13 protein-coding genes are annotated in these 14097 nt (G+C 61.4%); 10 read left to right on the forward strand and 3 right to left on the reverse strand.

Annotation, left to right across the window (positions count from 1 at the left end):
* Positions 1–1308 (forward strand): MATE family efflux transporter (locus ACMLHG_RS09805; RefSeq protein WP_417170371.1); only part of this gene is annotated, 1308 nt, incomplete at its 5' end.
* Positions 1295–1744 (forward strand): MarR family winged helix-turn-helix transcriptional regulator, encoded by a 450-nt coding sequence (locus tag ACMLHG_RS09810; protein ID WP_295807137.1) that lies wholly within the window; start codon positions 1295–1297, stop codon positions 1742–1744. The genes ACMLHG_RS09805 and ACMLHG_RS09810, both read left to right, overlap by 14 nt.
* A gap of 17 nt (positions 1745–1761) precedes the next feature.
* On the opposite strand, the gene ACMLHG_RS09815 is transcribed toward ACMLHG_RS09810, so the two are convergent.
* Both ACMLHG_RS09815 and ACMLHG_RS09820 read right to left on the reverse strand, forming a co-directional pair.
* The gene (locus tag ACMLHG_RS09815) at positions 1762–3600 is read right to left on the reverse strand and encodes a permease prefix domain 1-containing protein (RefSeq protein WP_417170372.1); all 1839 of its coding nucleotides are present in this window, start codon (positions 3598–3600) and stop codon (positions 1762–1764) included.
* A 10-nt stretch (positions 3601–3610) separates the two neighbouring features.
* Positions 3611–3937, reverse strand: coding sequence for a PadR family transcriptional regulator (locus ACMLHG_RS09820; protein WP_294432811.1), 327 nt, complete (start codon positions 3935–3937; stop codon positions 3611–3613).
* Positions 3938–4000: 63 nt separating this feature from the next.
* Between ACMLHG_RS09820 and ACMLHG_RS09825 the strand changes: the two genes are divergently transcribed.
* The 7 genes from ACMLHG_RS09825 (at position 4001) to ACMLHG_RS09855 (ending at position 11452) form a co-directional block, all read left to right on the forward strand.
* The gene (locus tag ACMLHG_RS09825) at positions 4001–4144 is read left to right on the forward strand and encodes a hypothetical protein (RefSeq protein WP_417170373.1); all 144 of its coding nucleotides are present in this window, start codon (positions 4001–4003) and stop codon (positions 4142–4144) included.
* Positions 4145–4340: 196 nt separating this feature from the next.
* Entirely contained in the window at positions 4341–5330 is a 990-nt protein-coding gene (locus ACMLHG_RS09830) for a hypothetical protein (RefSeq protein ID WP_417170374.1), read from the forward strand.
* Between the two features lie 25 nt (positions 5331–5355).
* Positions 5356–6111 (forward strand): IclR family transcriptional regulator, encoded by a 756-nt coding sequence (locus ACMLHG_RS09835; protein ID WP_417170375.1) that lies wholly within the window; start codon positions 5356–5358, stop codon positions 6109–6111.
* A 115-nt stretch (positions 6112–6226) separates the two neighbouring features.
* The gene (locus tag ACMLHG_RS09840) at positions 6227–8326 is read left to right on the forward strand and encodes a hypothetical protein (protein WP_417170376.1); all 2100 of its coding nucleotides are present in this window, start codon (positions 6227–6229) and stop codon (positions 8324–8326) included.
* 18 nt (positions 8327–8344) lie between these two features.
* Entirely contained in the window at positions 8345–8866 is a 522-nt protein-coding gene (locus ACMLHG_RS09845) for a hypothetical protein (RefSeq protein ID WP_417170377.1), read from the forward strand.
* Positions 8867–8885: 19 nt separating this feature from the next.
* Complete coding sequence (locus ACMLHG_RS09850; RefSeq protein ID WP_294432800.1) at positions 8886–9497, forward strand: type II secretion system protein; 612 nt, start codon at positions 8886–8888, stop codon at positions 9495–9497.
* Entirely contained in the window at positions 9494–11452 is a 1959-nt protein-coding gene (locus tag ACMLHG_RS09855; protein WP_417170378.1) for a DUF6259 domain-containing protein, read from the forward strand. Before ACMLHG_RS09850 ends, ACMLHG_RS09855 begins: the two co-directional genes overlap by 4 nt.
* A 181-nt stretch (positions 11453–11633) precedes the next feature.
* Here ACMLHG_RS09855 and ACMLHG_RS09860 read toward each other — a convergent pair whose 3' ends face one another.
* Positions 11634–12485 (reverse strand): AraC family transcriptional regulator, encoded by an 852-nt coding sequence (locus ACMLHG_RS09860; RefSeq protein ID WP_417170379.1) that lies wholly within the window; start codon positions 12483–12485, stop codon positions 11634–11636.
* A 119-nt stretch (positions 12486–12604) separates the two neighbouring features.
* Between ACMLHG_RS09860 and ACMLHG_RS09865 the strand changes: the two genes are divergently transcribed.
* A complete protein-coding gene (locus tag ACMLHG_RS09865) occupies positions 12605–13993 on the forward strand; it encodes a glycoside hydrolase family 4 (RefSeq protein WP_417170380.1) in 1389 nt (462 codons plus the stop codon).
* The last annotated feature ends 104 nt before the right edge of the window (positions 13994–14097 follow it).

Here is a 14097-nt window from a genome sequence, read left to right on the forward strand (position 1 = left end):
AAGTTATTTTTTCAGTATATCGGCCCGTCGATGGCGGGGATGCTGATTGCCGGTTCATTCAGCATCGTCGACACGGTCTTCATCGGCCAGGGGACGGGGAAAACCGGTCTGGCGGCAGTGGCGCTGACCTGGCCGCTGGTGATGATCTACGGAGCGCTGGGGGAGCTGATCGGCTCCGGGGCGGCGGTGCTCATCGCGCAGGCCCGGGGAGCGGGCGACCTGTCGAGAGCCCGGCAGATTTTCGGGAACATGCTGACGCTGAACCTGATCGTAGCCCTGCTGGTCTGGGTGCTGGTCCTGCCGTTTCTGGATTCGATCCTCCGCCTGTTCGGCGCGACGCCGGAGCTGCTGCCCTCCTCGGCGAGTTACGCCGCGATCATGACCTGGGGGGCCCCGGTCACCATGCTGATGGGCAGCTTCATCTCGGTGACCCGCAACGACGGGCGGCCGGTACTGGCGATGATGCTGGTGGTGGTCGGGCTGGTGAGCAACATCATCCTTGACTGGCTGTTGATCCTGCACTTTCATCAGGGAGCGGCGGGGGCGGCCTATGCCACGGTGATCAGCCAGACGCTGTCCGCCGTGCCGGGTGCGATGTACTTTCTCACCCGGAAAACCGAACTTCACTACTCACTCGGCACCTTGAAACTGCATGTTCAGACGGTGCGGGAGCTTCTCCTCACCGGAGTTCCAGTATTCGGGAACATGCTTTCGATCATCGCCATGCTGTTCATGCACAACGTGCAGGCGCTGCGCTACGGCGCGGTGGACGGTCTGGCGGCCTACACGCTGGTCGCGGGGCTGGAGTCGCTCGGTTCCCTGCTGATGAGCGGGCTGGCGATGGGAATTCAGCCGCTGACCGCCTACATGTACGGGGCACGCCAGCATCTGCGGCAGAACCGGATGGGCAACCGGGGGTACCGGTGGGCCTTCTTTCTCGGAGTGGTTCTGATGCTGTTCTGCTTCGCGTTGCGCAACGTGATGCCGGCCTGGGGGGGCCTCACCGGGCACGTGGCGGAGCTGGCGGCGCATGGGGTTCTGCTCAGTTCACCGGCGTTTCTGCTGCTGGGGGTGATCCGGGTGGCGGGATTCTACTATCAATCGACCGGCAAGATCGGCAGTTCGTCGCTGCTGATCTACGGGGATGCGTTCTTCGCGCTGCCGCTCTGCCTGTTTCTCCTGCCGCTCCGGCTGGGAATGGATGGAGTCTGGCTTGCGATGCCGGTTTCGCGGGTTATATTATTCGCGATGCTCTGTTATCTGTGGTTCGGGAAACGTCGGGAAAGGGAACTGCATGCCGGAAAATAAAGAAAAGGAATTGTTGCGCCGCTGGATGGCGCTCTGGGCGGAAATCGACAAAACCTACATCGGATTTCTGAAGCGGTGGGATCTGTCGCTCAACGCCTACTGGGTCATCGAGTACCTGCACAACCATCCGCAGGGGGCGGAACCGGCGGAACTGGCGGACCGCATCAACGTCATGCGGCAGCTGATCACGATCATCCTGAACGATCTGGAGAAACGGGGCTTTCTGCTGCGGCGCGAGAGCGAACAGGATCACCGGCGCCGGATCATCCAGCTTTCGCCGGCCGGGGAAACCTTCGCCCGCGAGGTGTGCGACGCGATGGAACAGTTTGATCTGGAAAGTCTATCCGCCTTCACTCCGGCAGAGCGGGAGCGGCTGGTGGATGATTCCCGGCGTTTCTGCGACGCCTTGAAGGCGGCGGCCGCCCGCCGGGCATAACGCGATTTTCCGGTTTCTCAATCGCCCCCCGTTTCCGAGAGAATCTGAAGCATCGTCCGTGTCATGCGGGAACTCCACCACTCCTCCATCGCGGTCGGGAATCCGGAAAATATCCGCCGCTCCTCTGTCACGCCGCGCGCCAGATCCCGCCCGACCGACCAACGCGCAAAAGCGGCGGAAATCAACAGAAAGAAAATCCATACAGGCAGAATGGAGACGCACCAGCCGCACGGGAAGAATCGGAAACGCCTCCTCACCTCCGGCTCCGGCAGAAGAGATCGCGCCCGCTCTTTCAACAGCCGCCGGAGATAAACCATAAACCAGCCGGGCAGAACGATCAGGAAACATCCCCATTGCAGCCAGACGAGCGGATTCCGGAATACCGCCGTATCGCGTCCGCTGAAAAGCTCCACATGGGTCAGCATCCAGCAGAGCACCAGCGGCAGAAGAATTCCGAAACAGAACAGCCGGCCGACCTGCCCGCCGGAGAGCCGCAGCCACTCCTCCCGCCTCCCGCACAGCCACTCCGCCAGCCGGATCAGGACGAACAGCAGGCTGATTCCCAGCCCGATTCCCCCAAAGTACAACAACACCAGCTGATCGCAGAGCGCATAGGTGATCCGGCGGTCCGCCGACAGTTGAGTTGCGTCCGCAATCTCCTGCGGATTCCAGGCACAGAAGACAGATAAGATTCCTTCATTTGGCGACGCCGGCGAATTTCCGGCCTCCTTCCTCCATCGGCGGACCGGGGCGGTAATCCGGGCAATCTCGTCGGCAACGATTCCGCCCTTTTTCACTTCGCCAAGCGCCGCATACAACGGCGGGAGCTTCTCCTGCCACCTCTCCAGAATGCCTTGAAGCGTCAACACACCGACCACAGTGTCGCAATCCTGCAACTGATGAACGGTGAAGGTTTTCCAGGAATCGAGCAACGTTCTCGCCTCATGCTCCCGCCCCTCCCGGATCAGCAGGGCGACGTACACCGGCATCCACCGCCCCAGCTGCCGGTACGCGGCCAGTTGCGGCAGAGGAAAAAGAGTTGCGTCGGCCAGACGCCCGACCAGAGAGAGGAAGTTCTCGTTCGGGTATCTCCGCTGATTATCACGACGGTTTCGCACTGCGGCATAGTCGGTGCAACGGGAACATGGAAGCGCACTTCGATAGAGTTCCGCCGCCTGTTCCAGTTTCTGACGCGCCTCATCCGAAATGAATGCAAGGGTGACGGTACTCCGGCCGAAATCGGGGGAGACGATTCCCGGAACCGCCTCGCGCACCAGTGCCGCCGCCTTTTCGTAGCGATACAACGCATTCTCCGGTTCGCACCGGATGGCGGCATCGAAGAATTCAGGTCGAAAATCCCCTTGCCGACCACCGGCGGCAATGCGGCCGGCAACCCCGGGAAGATCCTCGGTAGAGGATTCTCCAGCGCAGGGCTCAGGAACCGCATTCCACCATCCGGCGGCGTCGAACAGAAATTCCGGCAGCGGAATCGCATCGAAGAGGCGCAATTCCTGCAACCGTTCCACACCGCCGATCACATCGAAATTCACCACGAGCAACAGTGCAGCCAGCAACGCCGGAACCGTCAGAATCCGGATCGCGAACCGAACTTTCGCCCAACGCCTCAGCCGGTGAAAATTGGCGCGAAACAATCCAGTGCCGATCTCATCCGGCTCCCCGAAACAGCGCACGGCACGTAGCTCGCACTCTTCCGGAGACAGCCCCTGATGTTCCAGCTCAGCGCATTTTTCCTCCAGATGGGAGCGAAGCTCCTGCGCGACCTCCTGCTGCAGGGTCCAGTCCTCCCGGAGCGGATCAGTACAGCGCCGGATGACATCTTCGATCGCCGATGCCATACGCACCTCCTCACATGGCGCCGAGCAACAGGTTCAGCGCTCCGGCAAACCGTCTGGCCTCCTCCACCTTTTCCTGCATCGCCGCGATTCCCCGCCGGGTGATCGCATAATATCGGCGCGGCCGGGAACCGGCCAGCTCCCAGCGGCTCTGGATCAGCCCCTGCTCCTCCAACCGGTGCAGACAGGGGTAGAGCGTCCCCTCCTTCCACTGAAACTCCCCGTTCGTGCGTTCATTGACCTGCCGGATGATCTCATAGCCGTACATCATCCGTTCCGCCAGCAGCCGCAGTATCACCGGCTCCGCCACTCCCCGCATCAGATCGCTGTTCAGCACCATGATAACCTCCGCTGATCAATTGCATCTGCTATCAATATACATCGGAAGACAAAGTATTCAAGTATGAACAGGAAAATCTTTCGTAACAATGAAAACAAGAGAGAGCGGGATTACATCCAGTGCCCGGGGACGATGGCGGGGAACAAAACCGGGAACAGCTCCGGCGCATACTTCTCCACGATGAAGTCGGTCCTGAGTGTGGTGTGAATCTCCCGCGCCCGGGAAGCCGAAGCGGGCCGCCGGCTGACAGAATACGCCGCTTTTCAAAAATTTTTGCGGAAAGGAGGTCTCCTGCGCACTCGCAAATCGGCGGGGTCCGCCAGTTTGAAAAAACTGGAATGCGTGATATACTATTGATACGCGAACATTCGCCTTCTTATCAGATAACGGGGAGTTTCGACCAATGGACCTTCTGCTGGAAACGACACAGCCGGACGGCGCACAGGTAAAAATCTTCCGGCTGGTTCCGCCCGAAAAGGACGCCGCCGTCATCCGCCGCATGGGGGATTACCTCTTCCACTCCCTCGGCAGCGACAACTACCGTCAGGAGGCGATCGACATCAACGCCTGGCGGCTCTACTGCCTCGACTCATTGGCCGGTCAATACTCCTCCGAAATTGTCGACCACTTCTATTTTGCAATGGTCGACGGCATTCCCGCCGCACGGCTCTGGTTCGGCTTCTCCCGGAAGACCGGCCACGGCAACTTCGGCAACGTCCTCACAGAACCGGAATGGCGGCAACGCGGCCTCATGGACCTGTTGCTCCATTGCTTCAGACAGGACTTCGCCGCAGGATCAGCCACCTTTCTCTGTTGCGGCAGCGGCACACCATACGCCATCCGGAGCTATCGCCGCCACGGATTTCGCATGCTCTACGGGGGTGAAAGCGGCCTCATGTGTCTCGGCAAAGGGGATTTTTTCAAAGAGGCCGCACGATGCTATCCCGGTCCCGGCGCCGTCACACTCCGCCCCGGCACGATCGCAGACCAGTTCGAATGTGACCGCTTTCTCGCCTGCATTCCGGTAATGCAGAATCTCCCAGGACCCGGCGCCGACTCCGGCATCCACAACTACCGCACGGCATTCCAGGAGAGCCTCTCCGGGCGCGCCTGCGTCATGGTTGCCGAAAACGGGACCGGTTCCGCCGCCGGATACGCCTTCGCCGCCGTCACCCCCTGCGGCGACCGGCTCGATCTGTTTCTCCACCCGGACTATCTCCCCGCAGGAGCGGAACTGCTCCGGCAAACCGCCGCCGAATTCCAAAGCCGCTTCGGACGGACGCCGCTTCTCGCCGCCGCTCCGGAAGATGCCACGCGACAGCAACTCGCCCGAGCCGCGGGATTCGTTCCGGCGGAGAATTCGCTCCGCCTCTTCCGCCCGCCGACAAAATAAACGTGCCGATATCGAGAGAAAGTCCATGGTCATCAAAGTGCTGGAAAAGGTATTCGCTATTCTGGAATTCGTTGCCTCCAGGCAGGGGCGGCCGGTGCTCCCGGCGGAGATCGTGCAGGCGCTCGACATCAACCAGACCACCTGCATCCGGCTGCTGAAGGATCTGGTCGAAAACGGCTACCTCTCCCAGATCTCCCGGACGCGCGGCTACGTCACCGGGCCGACCGCAGTATGGATCGGCAAGAACTCCCTCTTTCAATCCCAGCGTCACTCGATCTGCGAACCGATCCTGCGGGATGCCGCACCGCGCGAGAACATCTCCATGCTCGTCGCCGTGCGCCACGGCAAATACCGCGTTCTGATCTGCGGCTGCAACGCCCCGACCGGCGTTCAGCTCAACATGAGCCTGCCGCGTTTTCCGGACCTTTTCTGCTCCGCCACCGGCATCATGCTGCTGGCGCATACACCGGCAGAGGAGCTGACCCGGCTGATTCCGGAAACCGTCATTCCGGAAACTCCGCCGTGGCACGCCGGGATCACCCGGGCGGAAATCGATCTTAAACTTTACACGGTAAGAACCTCCGGGGAATTCCGTCATCAGGCTTTCGGCGTGGAGGCGTGTGCCGCACCGATCTTTTCGGCGGGGAAACTGCAGGCGGCGCTCGGCGGCGCCTGGCGGGCGGCTCTCCCCGCTGCACAGCGCGATGAACTCGCCGGAAAACTCCGCGCGGTCGCCGCGACAATCTCCGCTTCGCTGGGGGACGGCCTCCGCCACATCTGAAAACGTCACAATATGACGCTCGACCGGATTCCGGACATTTCTCCGGTGGTTCCGGTTGCCATTCTGCCCATTCTCCGGTATAATTAAAACGCAGGAACCAACAACCGGAGAATTCATGATGAAGAAAGCGTTTCTTCTGCTTTTCGCAGCGTTCACCAGCGCCACACTCCCTGCCGCAACGGCGGCGGGAACTCCCGCCGAATACTATCCGTCGCCCATGAAATGGAACGACGATCTCCGCGGCGTCGCCACCGACGTATCCTTTCTCAATACCCGCCCCGCCGGGGCCAACGGCCGGATCCTCGCCCGCGGCGAAGAGTTCGTCGAGAGCGGGACCGGGAACCCGATCCGCTTCATCGGCATCGGCATGGGCGGACGGGCCGCGCTGGAGCTCTCGAAAGAGGATGCCCGGAAGCTCGCCGCGCATCTGGCGAAAAACGGCGTCAACATCGTCCGGTTCCACAACATCGACGGCGGGAATCCACGCGATTCGATTCTCGACACCACGCGCAACGACACCCGGAAACTCAATCCGGTCATGCTCGACCGCTTCGACTGGCTCTTCGCCTGCCTGAAGGCGGAGGGAATCTACCTCATCATGCCGCTCAAGGTCAACCGGCAGCTCAAGTCGGGCGACGGCGTTCCGGCCGGAACCGGCCACAAGTTCGTCGGCCGCTTCGCCGCACGCTGGATCGAACTGCAGAAGGAGTTCGCCCGGCAGACCCTTCTGCACGTCAATCCCTACACCGGGCTCGCCCCCGCCGAAGACCCCGCCGTGGTCGGCATTGAACTCAACAATGAGGACTGCCTGTTCCGGCCGTGGATCGACAACGAGGCGAGAATCCGCCAGCTTTCCTCCGTTCACCGCGCCGAACTGGAGGAGCTGTGGAAGGAGTTCCGGCGTACGGCAAACCAGCCGGAATCCCCGCTCGATGCGGCAACTCCAGCAGAAAAAGCGGAATTTCTCACCGCAATGGACGCCCGATACAACCGTATCATGCGCGACTTTCTCAAGAACGAACTGAAGGTGAAACCGCTGATCGTCGACACCCAGATGGACTGGGGCGGACTGGCCGGTCTGGAACGGGAGGCCCTCTCCGATTACATTGACACACACGGGTACTGGAACCATCCGGAATTTCGCGGAACGCCGTGGAAGTTCACCCGGGGCAACTGGTACGTGCGCAACGAGTCACAGCTCAAATACCTGGCGGAACCCGGTCAGTGCAAACTCACCGAACTGGCGAGCTGGCGCCCCGCCGGGAAACCGTTCTCCATCTCCGAATACGACTACCCCTACCCCTGCGACTACACGGTGGAAATGATGCCGCTGCTTGCGCTGACCGCCTCCCGCCAGAACTGGAATGCACTCCACCTCTTCATCCACGGCATGACTGCGCACTACGACACCAGCCGGATCACCGGCATGTTCGATCAGACCAACCACCCGGGCAAGATCGGCTTCTTCCCGGCGGCGGCGCTGATCTACCGCACCCGGATGTTCGAACCGGCCGGGGAATGCGAGGAGCTGATTCTGCCGCGCAAACCCCACACCCTCTTCGCCAACCGGTTCGACCGCGCCTGGGAGAAGAGCTCCGGCGGCAAATGGCGCAACCTCTTCACCACCCGGCAAGTCATCTCGAACCGGCGGCTTCCGCTCGACAGTGAAACCATCGAAACCGAACGGAAAACCGGGGCCGCACCGAAGACGACGATCTCCGTCAACGCGCAGGGCGACGAAGTGTTTCTGCGGGCAGCTTCCCCGCGCGGCATCGTGCTCATCGGCCACTTCGGCGGCAAAAGCATGGAATCGGGCGGATTCCGAATCACCGCCCGGGAATTCCCCGGCAATTTCGGAGCGGCGGTCCTGGTGTCGCGCACCGGAGAGCCGATCGCAAGTTCCGCCTCCTGCCTGCTGACCGTGGCCGGGCGCTTCGACAATCAGGGAATCCGTTTCAACCGGCGGCGCAACTCGACGCAGGTCAGCGCCGGCTCGGTGCCGGGCATGATCGACTGCCAGCTCGGCGGCGGCCCGGTGATCGCCACCCGGCTCGACGCCGACATCGCCCTCCCCGCCGACGGGCCGCGCAAAATTTACCGCCTCACCACCGAAGGCGCCCGAAAGGGGGAGGTTCCGGGGAACTGGAGCGACGGCACACTCTCGTTCCGGATCGAACCGGACCACGAAGCCATCTATTATGAAATCACCCGATAATTTCAAGGAGCTCCCGTCATGAAAAACATCCACCTCGTCCTCCTCCTGCTGTTCACGCTCTGCTGTGCGGTTCGCGGCACAGAACATCTCGTGGCCGATACGCCGGAAAAACTCTCCCGCTGGAACGGGGCAAAACAGGCGGTCTTTCTGCCGGATGGCGGACCGGAACAGCGTCCCGCCATCCAGATGACCTCGACCAGTCCGGAAAAATCGGTACTTTGCGAACTTCCGCTTGATCTCAAGCAATATGCGGGCAAACTGCTCCGCTTCTCCGCCGACATCCGTCTGGAGAAGATCCAGCCCTCCGCCAAACCCTACTATGGCTTGAAGCTGATGTTCATCCTCACCCGGGCCGACGGCAGCAGACACTGGGCCGAAGACCTGAAACCGGCGGAACGATTCGGCACCCGCAACTGGGAGGAATATGAAGCCTACCTCAAGATTCCGGCCGACGCCCGCGGCGCCGTACTCTCTTTCGGCATCCAGCAGGCCGCGGGCCGCGCCGATTTCGCCAATCTGAAACTGGAAGTGATCGAATAATCAGGAGGAAACAACGCAGATGAAACGTTTTTTCACCCTTATCGAACTCCTCATCGTGATCGCCATCATTGCCATCCTCGCCACGATGCTGCTGCCCGCTCTGAACAAGGCGCGGGAGCGGGCTCGCGCCATCGCCTGTATCAACAGTCTGAAAACCCTGGGTCAGAAATACACATTCTACTCCGACGACCATCAGGGGAAACTCCCTCCCTTCCGGGTCGGCTCGACGGAGATGACCTGGTTCTGGCTGATCGCCCCCTACTACAACATCACGGACTCCGATTCCGGCGTACGGGAGCGGCAGCTGGCACAGGCCGGACTCTTCTGCACCTCGAACATCCGGCGCGGCATCAAGTCGATCAACTACGGCTTCAACCAGCGGGCAGGCAACTGGGGAACCGAATCGATCATTCCCGCCAGGACACAGGCGTCGCAGCTCTGTCTCAACATGGAGGCGCGCTACATCGCCGACGGCAACTTCTACAGTTCCACTCTGAACGGCGGCTCAAAACCGGACCCGGTGCACACGCCGCGCAACAACAACGTCCTCTATGCGGACAGTCACGTCAAGAGCATCCGCAATGAGACGATTCCCGACAACACCCATATTTTCTGGAAAGGAGTCAAATGAGTCCCGAATTCCACTTCACCCCCGCGGGGGAACTCTGTTTCGCCGGTTCGGTCTGCGGCTGGGAGCTGCGCTTTTCCGACCGGACCAGCCTCACGCCGCAGGGGTGCCCTCCGCCGCAGATTTCCGGCGACGGCGACTGCCGCACCCTCGTCTGGGAGAAAGCGCCGTGGCGCGTCACCGTCGTCTGGCAGGCCGCGGAGGAGAACCGCTGCGCAGGCACGATCGAAGTCGAAGGAATCATGCCGGAAGCGATAACGGTGACCGCAGTCGTCTTCCCGTCGGCAACGGTGAACGCCTCCGCCGAATCCCGGATTTTTCTGCCGGTCAACCAGGGGGTGGAAACCGCTCCGGCGGCGGAGCTTCCCTTCGGCGTGGTGGAGTCGCGCATCTACAAAACCATGCAGTTCGTCGCCGTCTACGACGAAAAGTCCGGCTGTCTGTTCGACCACCGGGATCCGGCGTGGAACAACAAACAGTTCGAATTCGTCCGCCTGCCGGATTCCTGCTGGTTGCAGTATTGCGGCATCCACACGCCGCCGCTGCCGAAAAACGGCCGTGCCCTGCGTTTCCGGACCGATTATGAAAATTCGGTGATCTCCTTTCGCGGCAACTGGTATCACGCCGCCCGCCTCTACCGGCAGTGGGGAATCCGTCAGTCGTGGGCGACGGCAAAGCGGGACAACGCCCGGCTCCGGGAGATCGGCGTCTGGCTCTGGAACCGGGGTGCGGCCGAGCATGTCGCCGCACCGGCGGAACAGTTGCAGCGCGACGCCGGAGTGCCGGTGGCGCTCGACTGGTACTGGTGGCACAGCAACCCCTACGACACCGATTACCCGAACTACTGGCCGCCGCGCGAGGGCGAGACGCTGTTTCGCCGAACCATCGAACGGCTGAAGGCGCAGGGAATCTTCACTCAGGTCTATCTGAACGGCATGTGCTGGGATGTGGACAACCCCACCTTCGCCGACGGCGGACTCGATTCGATCGACATTCTGCGCGACGGTTCGCTGCGCGCGGTTCCCTTCAACGTCTTCAACCACCACCGGCTGGGTTTCATCTGCGCCGAAGGGGAGCCCTTCTTCGCGCGGCTGGAAAAACAGATCGAAAAGCTCGTCGACGCCGGCCTCCCCGGAATCTATCTGGATATGATCGGCTGCGCGAGCTACGAGGACTGCTTCAATCCCCGCCACAATCACCTGCCCGGCGGCGGCAGCTATCAGGTGGCGGGATTCCGCCGTTTTCTCGGACATCTGCGGGAGCGTTTTCCCGGGGTCAAATTCTGCACCGAAGAGTGCAATGAAGCGTACATGGATCTCTTCGATTCGGTAATCGCGCTCGATCCGAGCGCCGAACGGCAGAACTGCACGCCGCAGTGGAACTATGTGCCCGCCTTCAGCGCCGTCTACCACGGCATCCTGCCGACCTTCGGCAGTTATGCACTGCCGGATGGCATTCCCCCCTTCGATCCGCTCTGGCCGACCGATGGGAAGCTGGAGAAGGAGCGCGACTGGATCACCCTCTATCCGCTGCAGTTTCAGATCGAACTGGCCCGGGGCATTCTCTGGGGGCAGCAGCCGATGGCCGCCAATCTGACGATGGAAAATCTCTCCAACCCGCAGGTGCGTCCGCTCTACGACTTTCTCTGCCGGAGTGCGAAGTTCTACCACACCCATCGGGATTTCCTCTTCGACGGCGAAATGCTCGACCCGGAGACGCTGGAGTGCGACATCGTGGAGATCTCCTTCAACCAGCGGATGATTTTCACCAAAGAGGCGCAGCTTCGAAGTGTGACCAAGCCGCTGCCCGCGGTGCTTCACAGCCGCTGGCGGGCGAAGGACGGGCGCGAACTTCTGGTCCTGTGCAACTACACGACCGAACCGCGTACTGCCACTTGGCGCAACCGGAGCTTCCGTCTGCCGCCGATGGAATATTTTGCTTGTACTCCGCCGGCGTAATGGAAGCCGTTTTGTGTTCCCGGAGGGCCTCCCGCTCGGACACGCCACCCATACGGGGAGGCGGAACCAGTCATGCGGCGCCTCTTCCCTGCAGCGGGGAAGAGGCGATGGCAAACGGAAAGGAGCTCCCGCCCCCGCCGCCGGCGGCACGCTGGCATCCTGCAGAAATTTTTTTGGAGTCTCAAAGAGACCCGTCGGCCGGCTCCTGCCGGCCGCGAAAAGAGCCCCGCTCTTTCCGCAGTGCGGAAGGGGACTTCCCCAGCCGCTGCCGGACCATCCGGGCAAAATAGTTCTGGTCGTGAAATCCGGTCGCTTCAGCGATCTCCTGCACCCGGTCCCGGGTGTGATAGAGCAAACGAAGCGCATGCTGAATACGGCACGAAATCAGAAACTCCTGCGGCGAACAGCCGAAATGCGCCGAAACAGCACGGTGAAGCGTTGAGCGATGCACCCTCAGCTCCCGGCTGATCTCCGCCACGGACAAACCGGAATCACGATACCTCTCGCGGACCAGCGCCTGAAAGGCGTCGCAGAGTTCCCGGTTCGCAGTGTCGCTCCCCGCCATCGCCAGAGAGAGGATCTTATAGGCTTCCGCCCCCGCGCCAAACTCCCCGCGCCGGGAGCAGGAGCGAATCTCCTGCATCAGGTTCTCAAACAGCTCGACTGGACAGATGCCGGCGTACCGGCCGCTCCGCGGCAGCTGAAACCGGGCGATCAGCTCCGGCAGGTTCGCGCCGTCGATGGTGAGCCAGTAATACTCCCAGACCGGTGTCCGGCGGCGGATGTCGTGAAGCTCTCCGGGGAAATAAAAACAGACCTCGCCCGGCTTGAGAATCCAGCTCGTCTCCCCCCGGTGAAATTCCCCTTCCCCGCGAACGCACCAGAAGAGCTCGAGAAACTCTTTCCGCACACATCCGTCACTCCAGCCCGGTCCGGTCACATAGTGCCCGGCGGAACGGACATGGAGCAGAGCGTTGATCGTTCCTGTCGAATAGGGACGGTAAATTTCCGCCAGTTTATAAAGATCGCGCATCCTCCGGTTCCTCCCGCGACATTTCTGCTAGTTATAATACACCTGTCTCATTGTCCTTTCAAGACATTCACAGTATAATAAAGCAGAAAACACACAACCCTCGGGAAAGGAGTCGGCAGATGATGAAAAAAGGACCGAAAATCGTGGTAATCGGCGCCGGAAGTTTCTTCTTCGGGCGCGCCGTCGTGTACAATATGGCGCAGAGTCCCATTCTGCGAACCGGCACGCTAGCCCTGGTCGACACCGATCCGGCGGTACTGGAAACGATGATGAAGCTGGCGGAACGGGCCGGCCGGCACGTCGGAGCACCGTTCCGGCTGATCGGTTCAACCGACCGCAGAACCGTGATGCACGGAGCGGATTTCGTCGTTGCCAGCTTCTCGTTCCGGAACACCTTTTACCGCGGGACAGATGTGCGAATTTCGCGCAAATATGGTGTGACCATGTGTTCCGGCGACACCATCGGCCCCGGCGGAATCTTCCGCACACTGCGCGAACTCCCGGAGATTCTCCGCATCGCACAGGATATCCGGGAGCTCGCGCCGGAGGCCTGGATGATCAACTTCGTCAATCCGACCGCCGCGCTCGGCCTCGGCCTGATGCGCCACGCTCCGGATGTGAAAAGTTTCGCCCTCTGCGACGACCTTCACGATCCCCGCAAACGGGCGGAATATCTGTTCCGCTGCGGAATCACTGAAAAACCGGAAATTCCAATCTCTCCGGAGCAGGATGCAAAATTCGATTTGCAGATCCTCGGCGTCAACCACTGCAATTTCGTCGCGAAATGCAGTTACGACGGCGTCAGCCGGATGGACCATCTCCGCAAATGGGTCGCCGGACAGGCGAAAAAAGAGTGGGAGCACCCGGCCGACAGAAGTGACGCCAAACAGCATTACAACTACAACTACGCTCTTGAACTCTTCGACCTTTTCGGCGCCTGCCCCAACGCACTCGGACACATCAAGGAGTATCTCCCCTTCTTTCAGGGATACGGGGTGTCGCCGGTCGAACCGGAACCGATCGTTCCGTTCGATGCCTTCCGCCGCGCCGACGAGATGGCCGCCCAATGGCGGGAAACCGTCGCATTTGCAAACGGCGAGCGCCCGATCGAAGAGTTCTTCGCCGGCGGCAAAGGCGACCATGCGACCGACATCATCGAATCCATGTGGGGCGGGCTCGGCAGGAAGTTCTACGTCAACACGGCAAACCGCGGCGCAGTGCCGAACATGGCTGACGATGCCTTTCTGGAGCTGCGTTCCGAGCTGGATATGAACGGGCCGCGCCCCCTGCCCGCCGTACCACTGCCGTACGGCGTACTCGGCCTGACCCGGCAGGTGCTCGACACTCACGAACTGGCCGTGGAGGCCGCAGTCTCCTGTGACCGGAAGATCCTCTATCGCGCCCTTGCCTGCGACCCGATCGTAAACAATCTCGGCGATGCCAAACGAATCATGGAGGAACTTCTCGAAGCAGAGCGCGATCACCTTCCCGCCGGCTGGTTCCGCTGAACCGGCATGGTCGAAAAACAGCCCCGCGTTGCGGCGCGCGGGACCCGTTCGCGGGGCTGTCGGGGGCGTCGTTCGCCGCGCCCCCGCGGCCAGTTTTCCTCTTC

Source organism: Victivallis sp., assembly GCF_048170485.1.
In the GTDB taxonomy this organism is placed as follows: Bacteria; Verrucomicrobiota; Lentisphaeria; order Victivallales; family Victivallaceae; genus Victivallis.

Coding starts and splice junctions, on each gene's coding strand:
- ACMLHG_RS09815 (WP_417170372.1), bottom strand. CDS start 3,600: ATGGCATCGGCGATCGAAGATGTCATCCGGCGCTGTACTGATCCGCTC.
- ACMLHG_RS09865 (WP_417170380.1), top strand. CDS start 12,605: ATGATGAAAAAAGGACCGAAAATCGTGGTAATCGGCGCCGGAAGTTTC.
- ACMLHG_RS09835 (WP_417170375.1), top strand. CDS start 5,356: ATGGTCATCAAAGTGCTGGAAAAGGTATTCGCTATTCTGGAATTCGTT.
- ACMLHG_RS09855 (WP_417170378.1), top strand. CDS start 9,494: ATGAGTCCCGAATTCCACTTCACCCCCGCGGGGGAACTCTGTTTCGCC.
- ACMLHG_RS09810 (WP_295807137.1), top strand. CDS start 1,295: ATGCCGGAAAATAAAGAAAAGGAATTGTTGCGCCGCTGGATGGCGCTC.
- ACMLHG_RS09825 (WP_417170373.1), top strand. CDS start 4,001: ATGAACAGGAAAATCTTTCGTAACAATGAAAACAAGAGAGAGCGGGAT.
- ACMLHG_RS09820 (WP_294432811.1), bottom strand. CDS start 3,937: ATGGTGCTGAACAGCGATCTGATGCGGGGAGTGGCGGAGCCGGTGATA.
- ACMLHG_RS09845 (WP_417170377.1), top strand. CDS start 8,345: ATGAAAAACATCCACCTCGTCCTCCTCCTGCTGTTCACGCTCTGCTGT.
- ACMLHG_RS09830 (WP_417170374.1), top strand. CDS start 4,341: ATGGACCTTCTGCTGGAAACGACACAGCCGGACGGCGCACAGGTAAAA.
- ACMLHG_RS09840 (WP_417170376.1), top strand. CDS start 6,227: ATGATGAAGAAAGCGTTTCTTCTGCTTTTCGCAGCGTTCACCAGCGCC.
- ACMLHG_RS09860 (WP_417170379.1), bottom strand. CDS start 12,485: ATGCGCGATCTTTATAAACTGGCGGAAATTTACCGTCCCTATTCGACA.
- ACMLHG_RS09850 (WP_294432800.1), top strand. CDS start 8,886: ATGAAACGTTTTTTCACCCTTATCGAACTCCTCATCGTGATCGCCATC.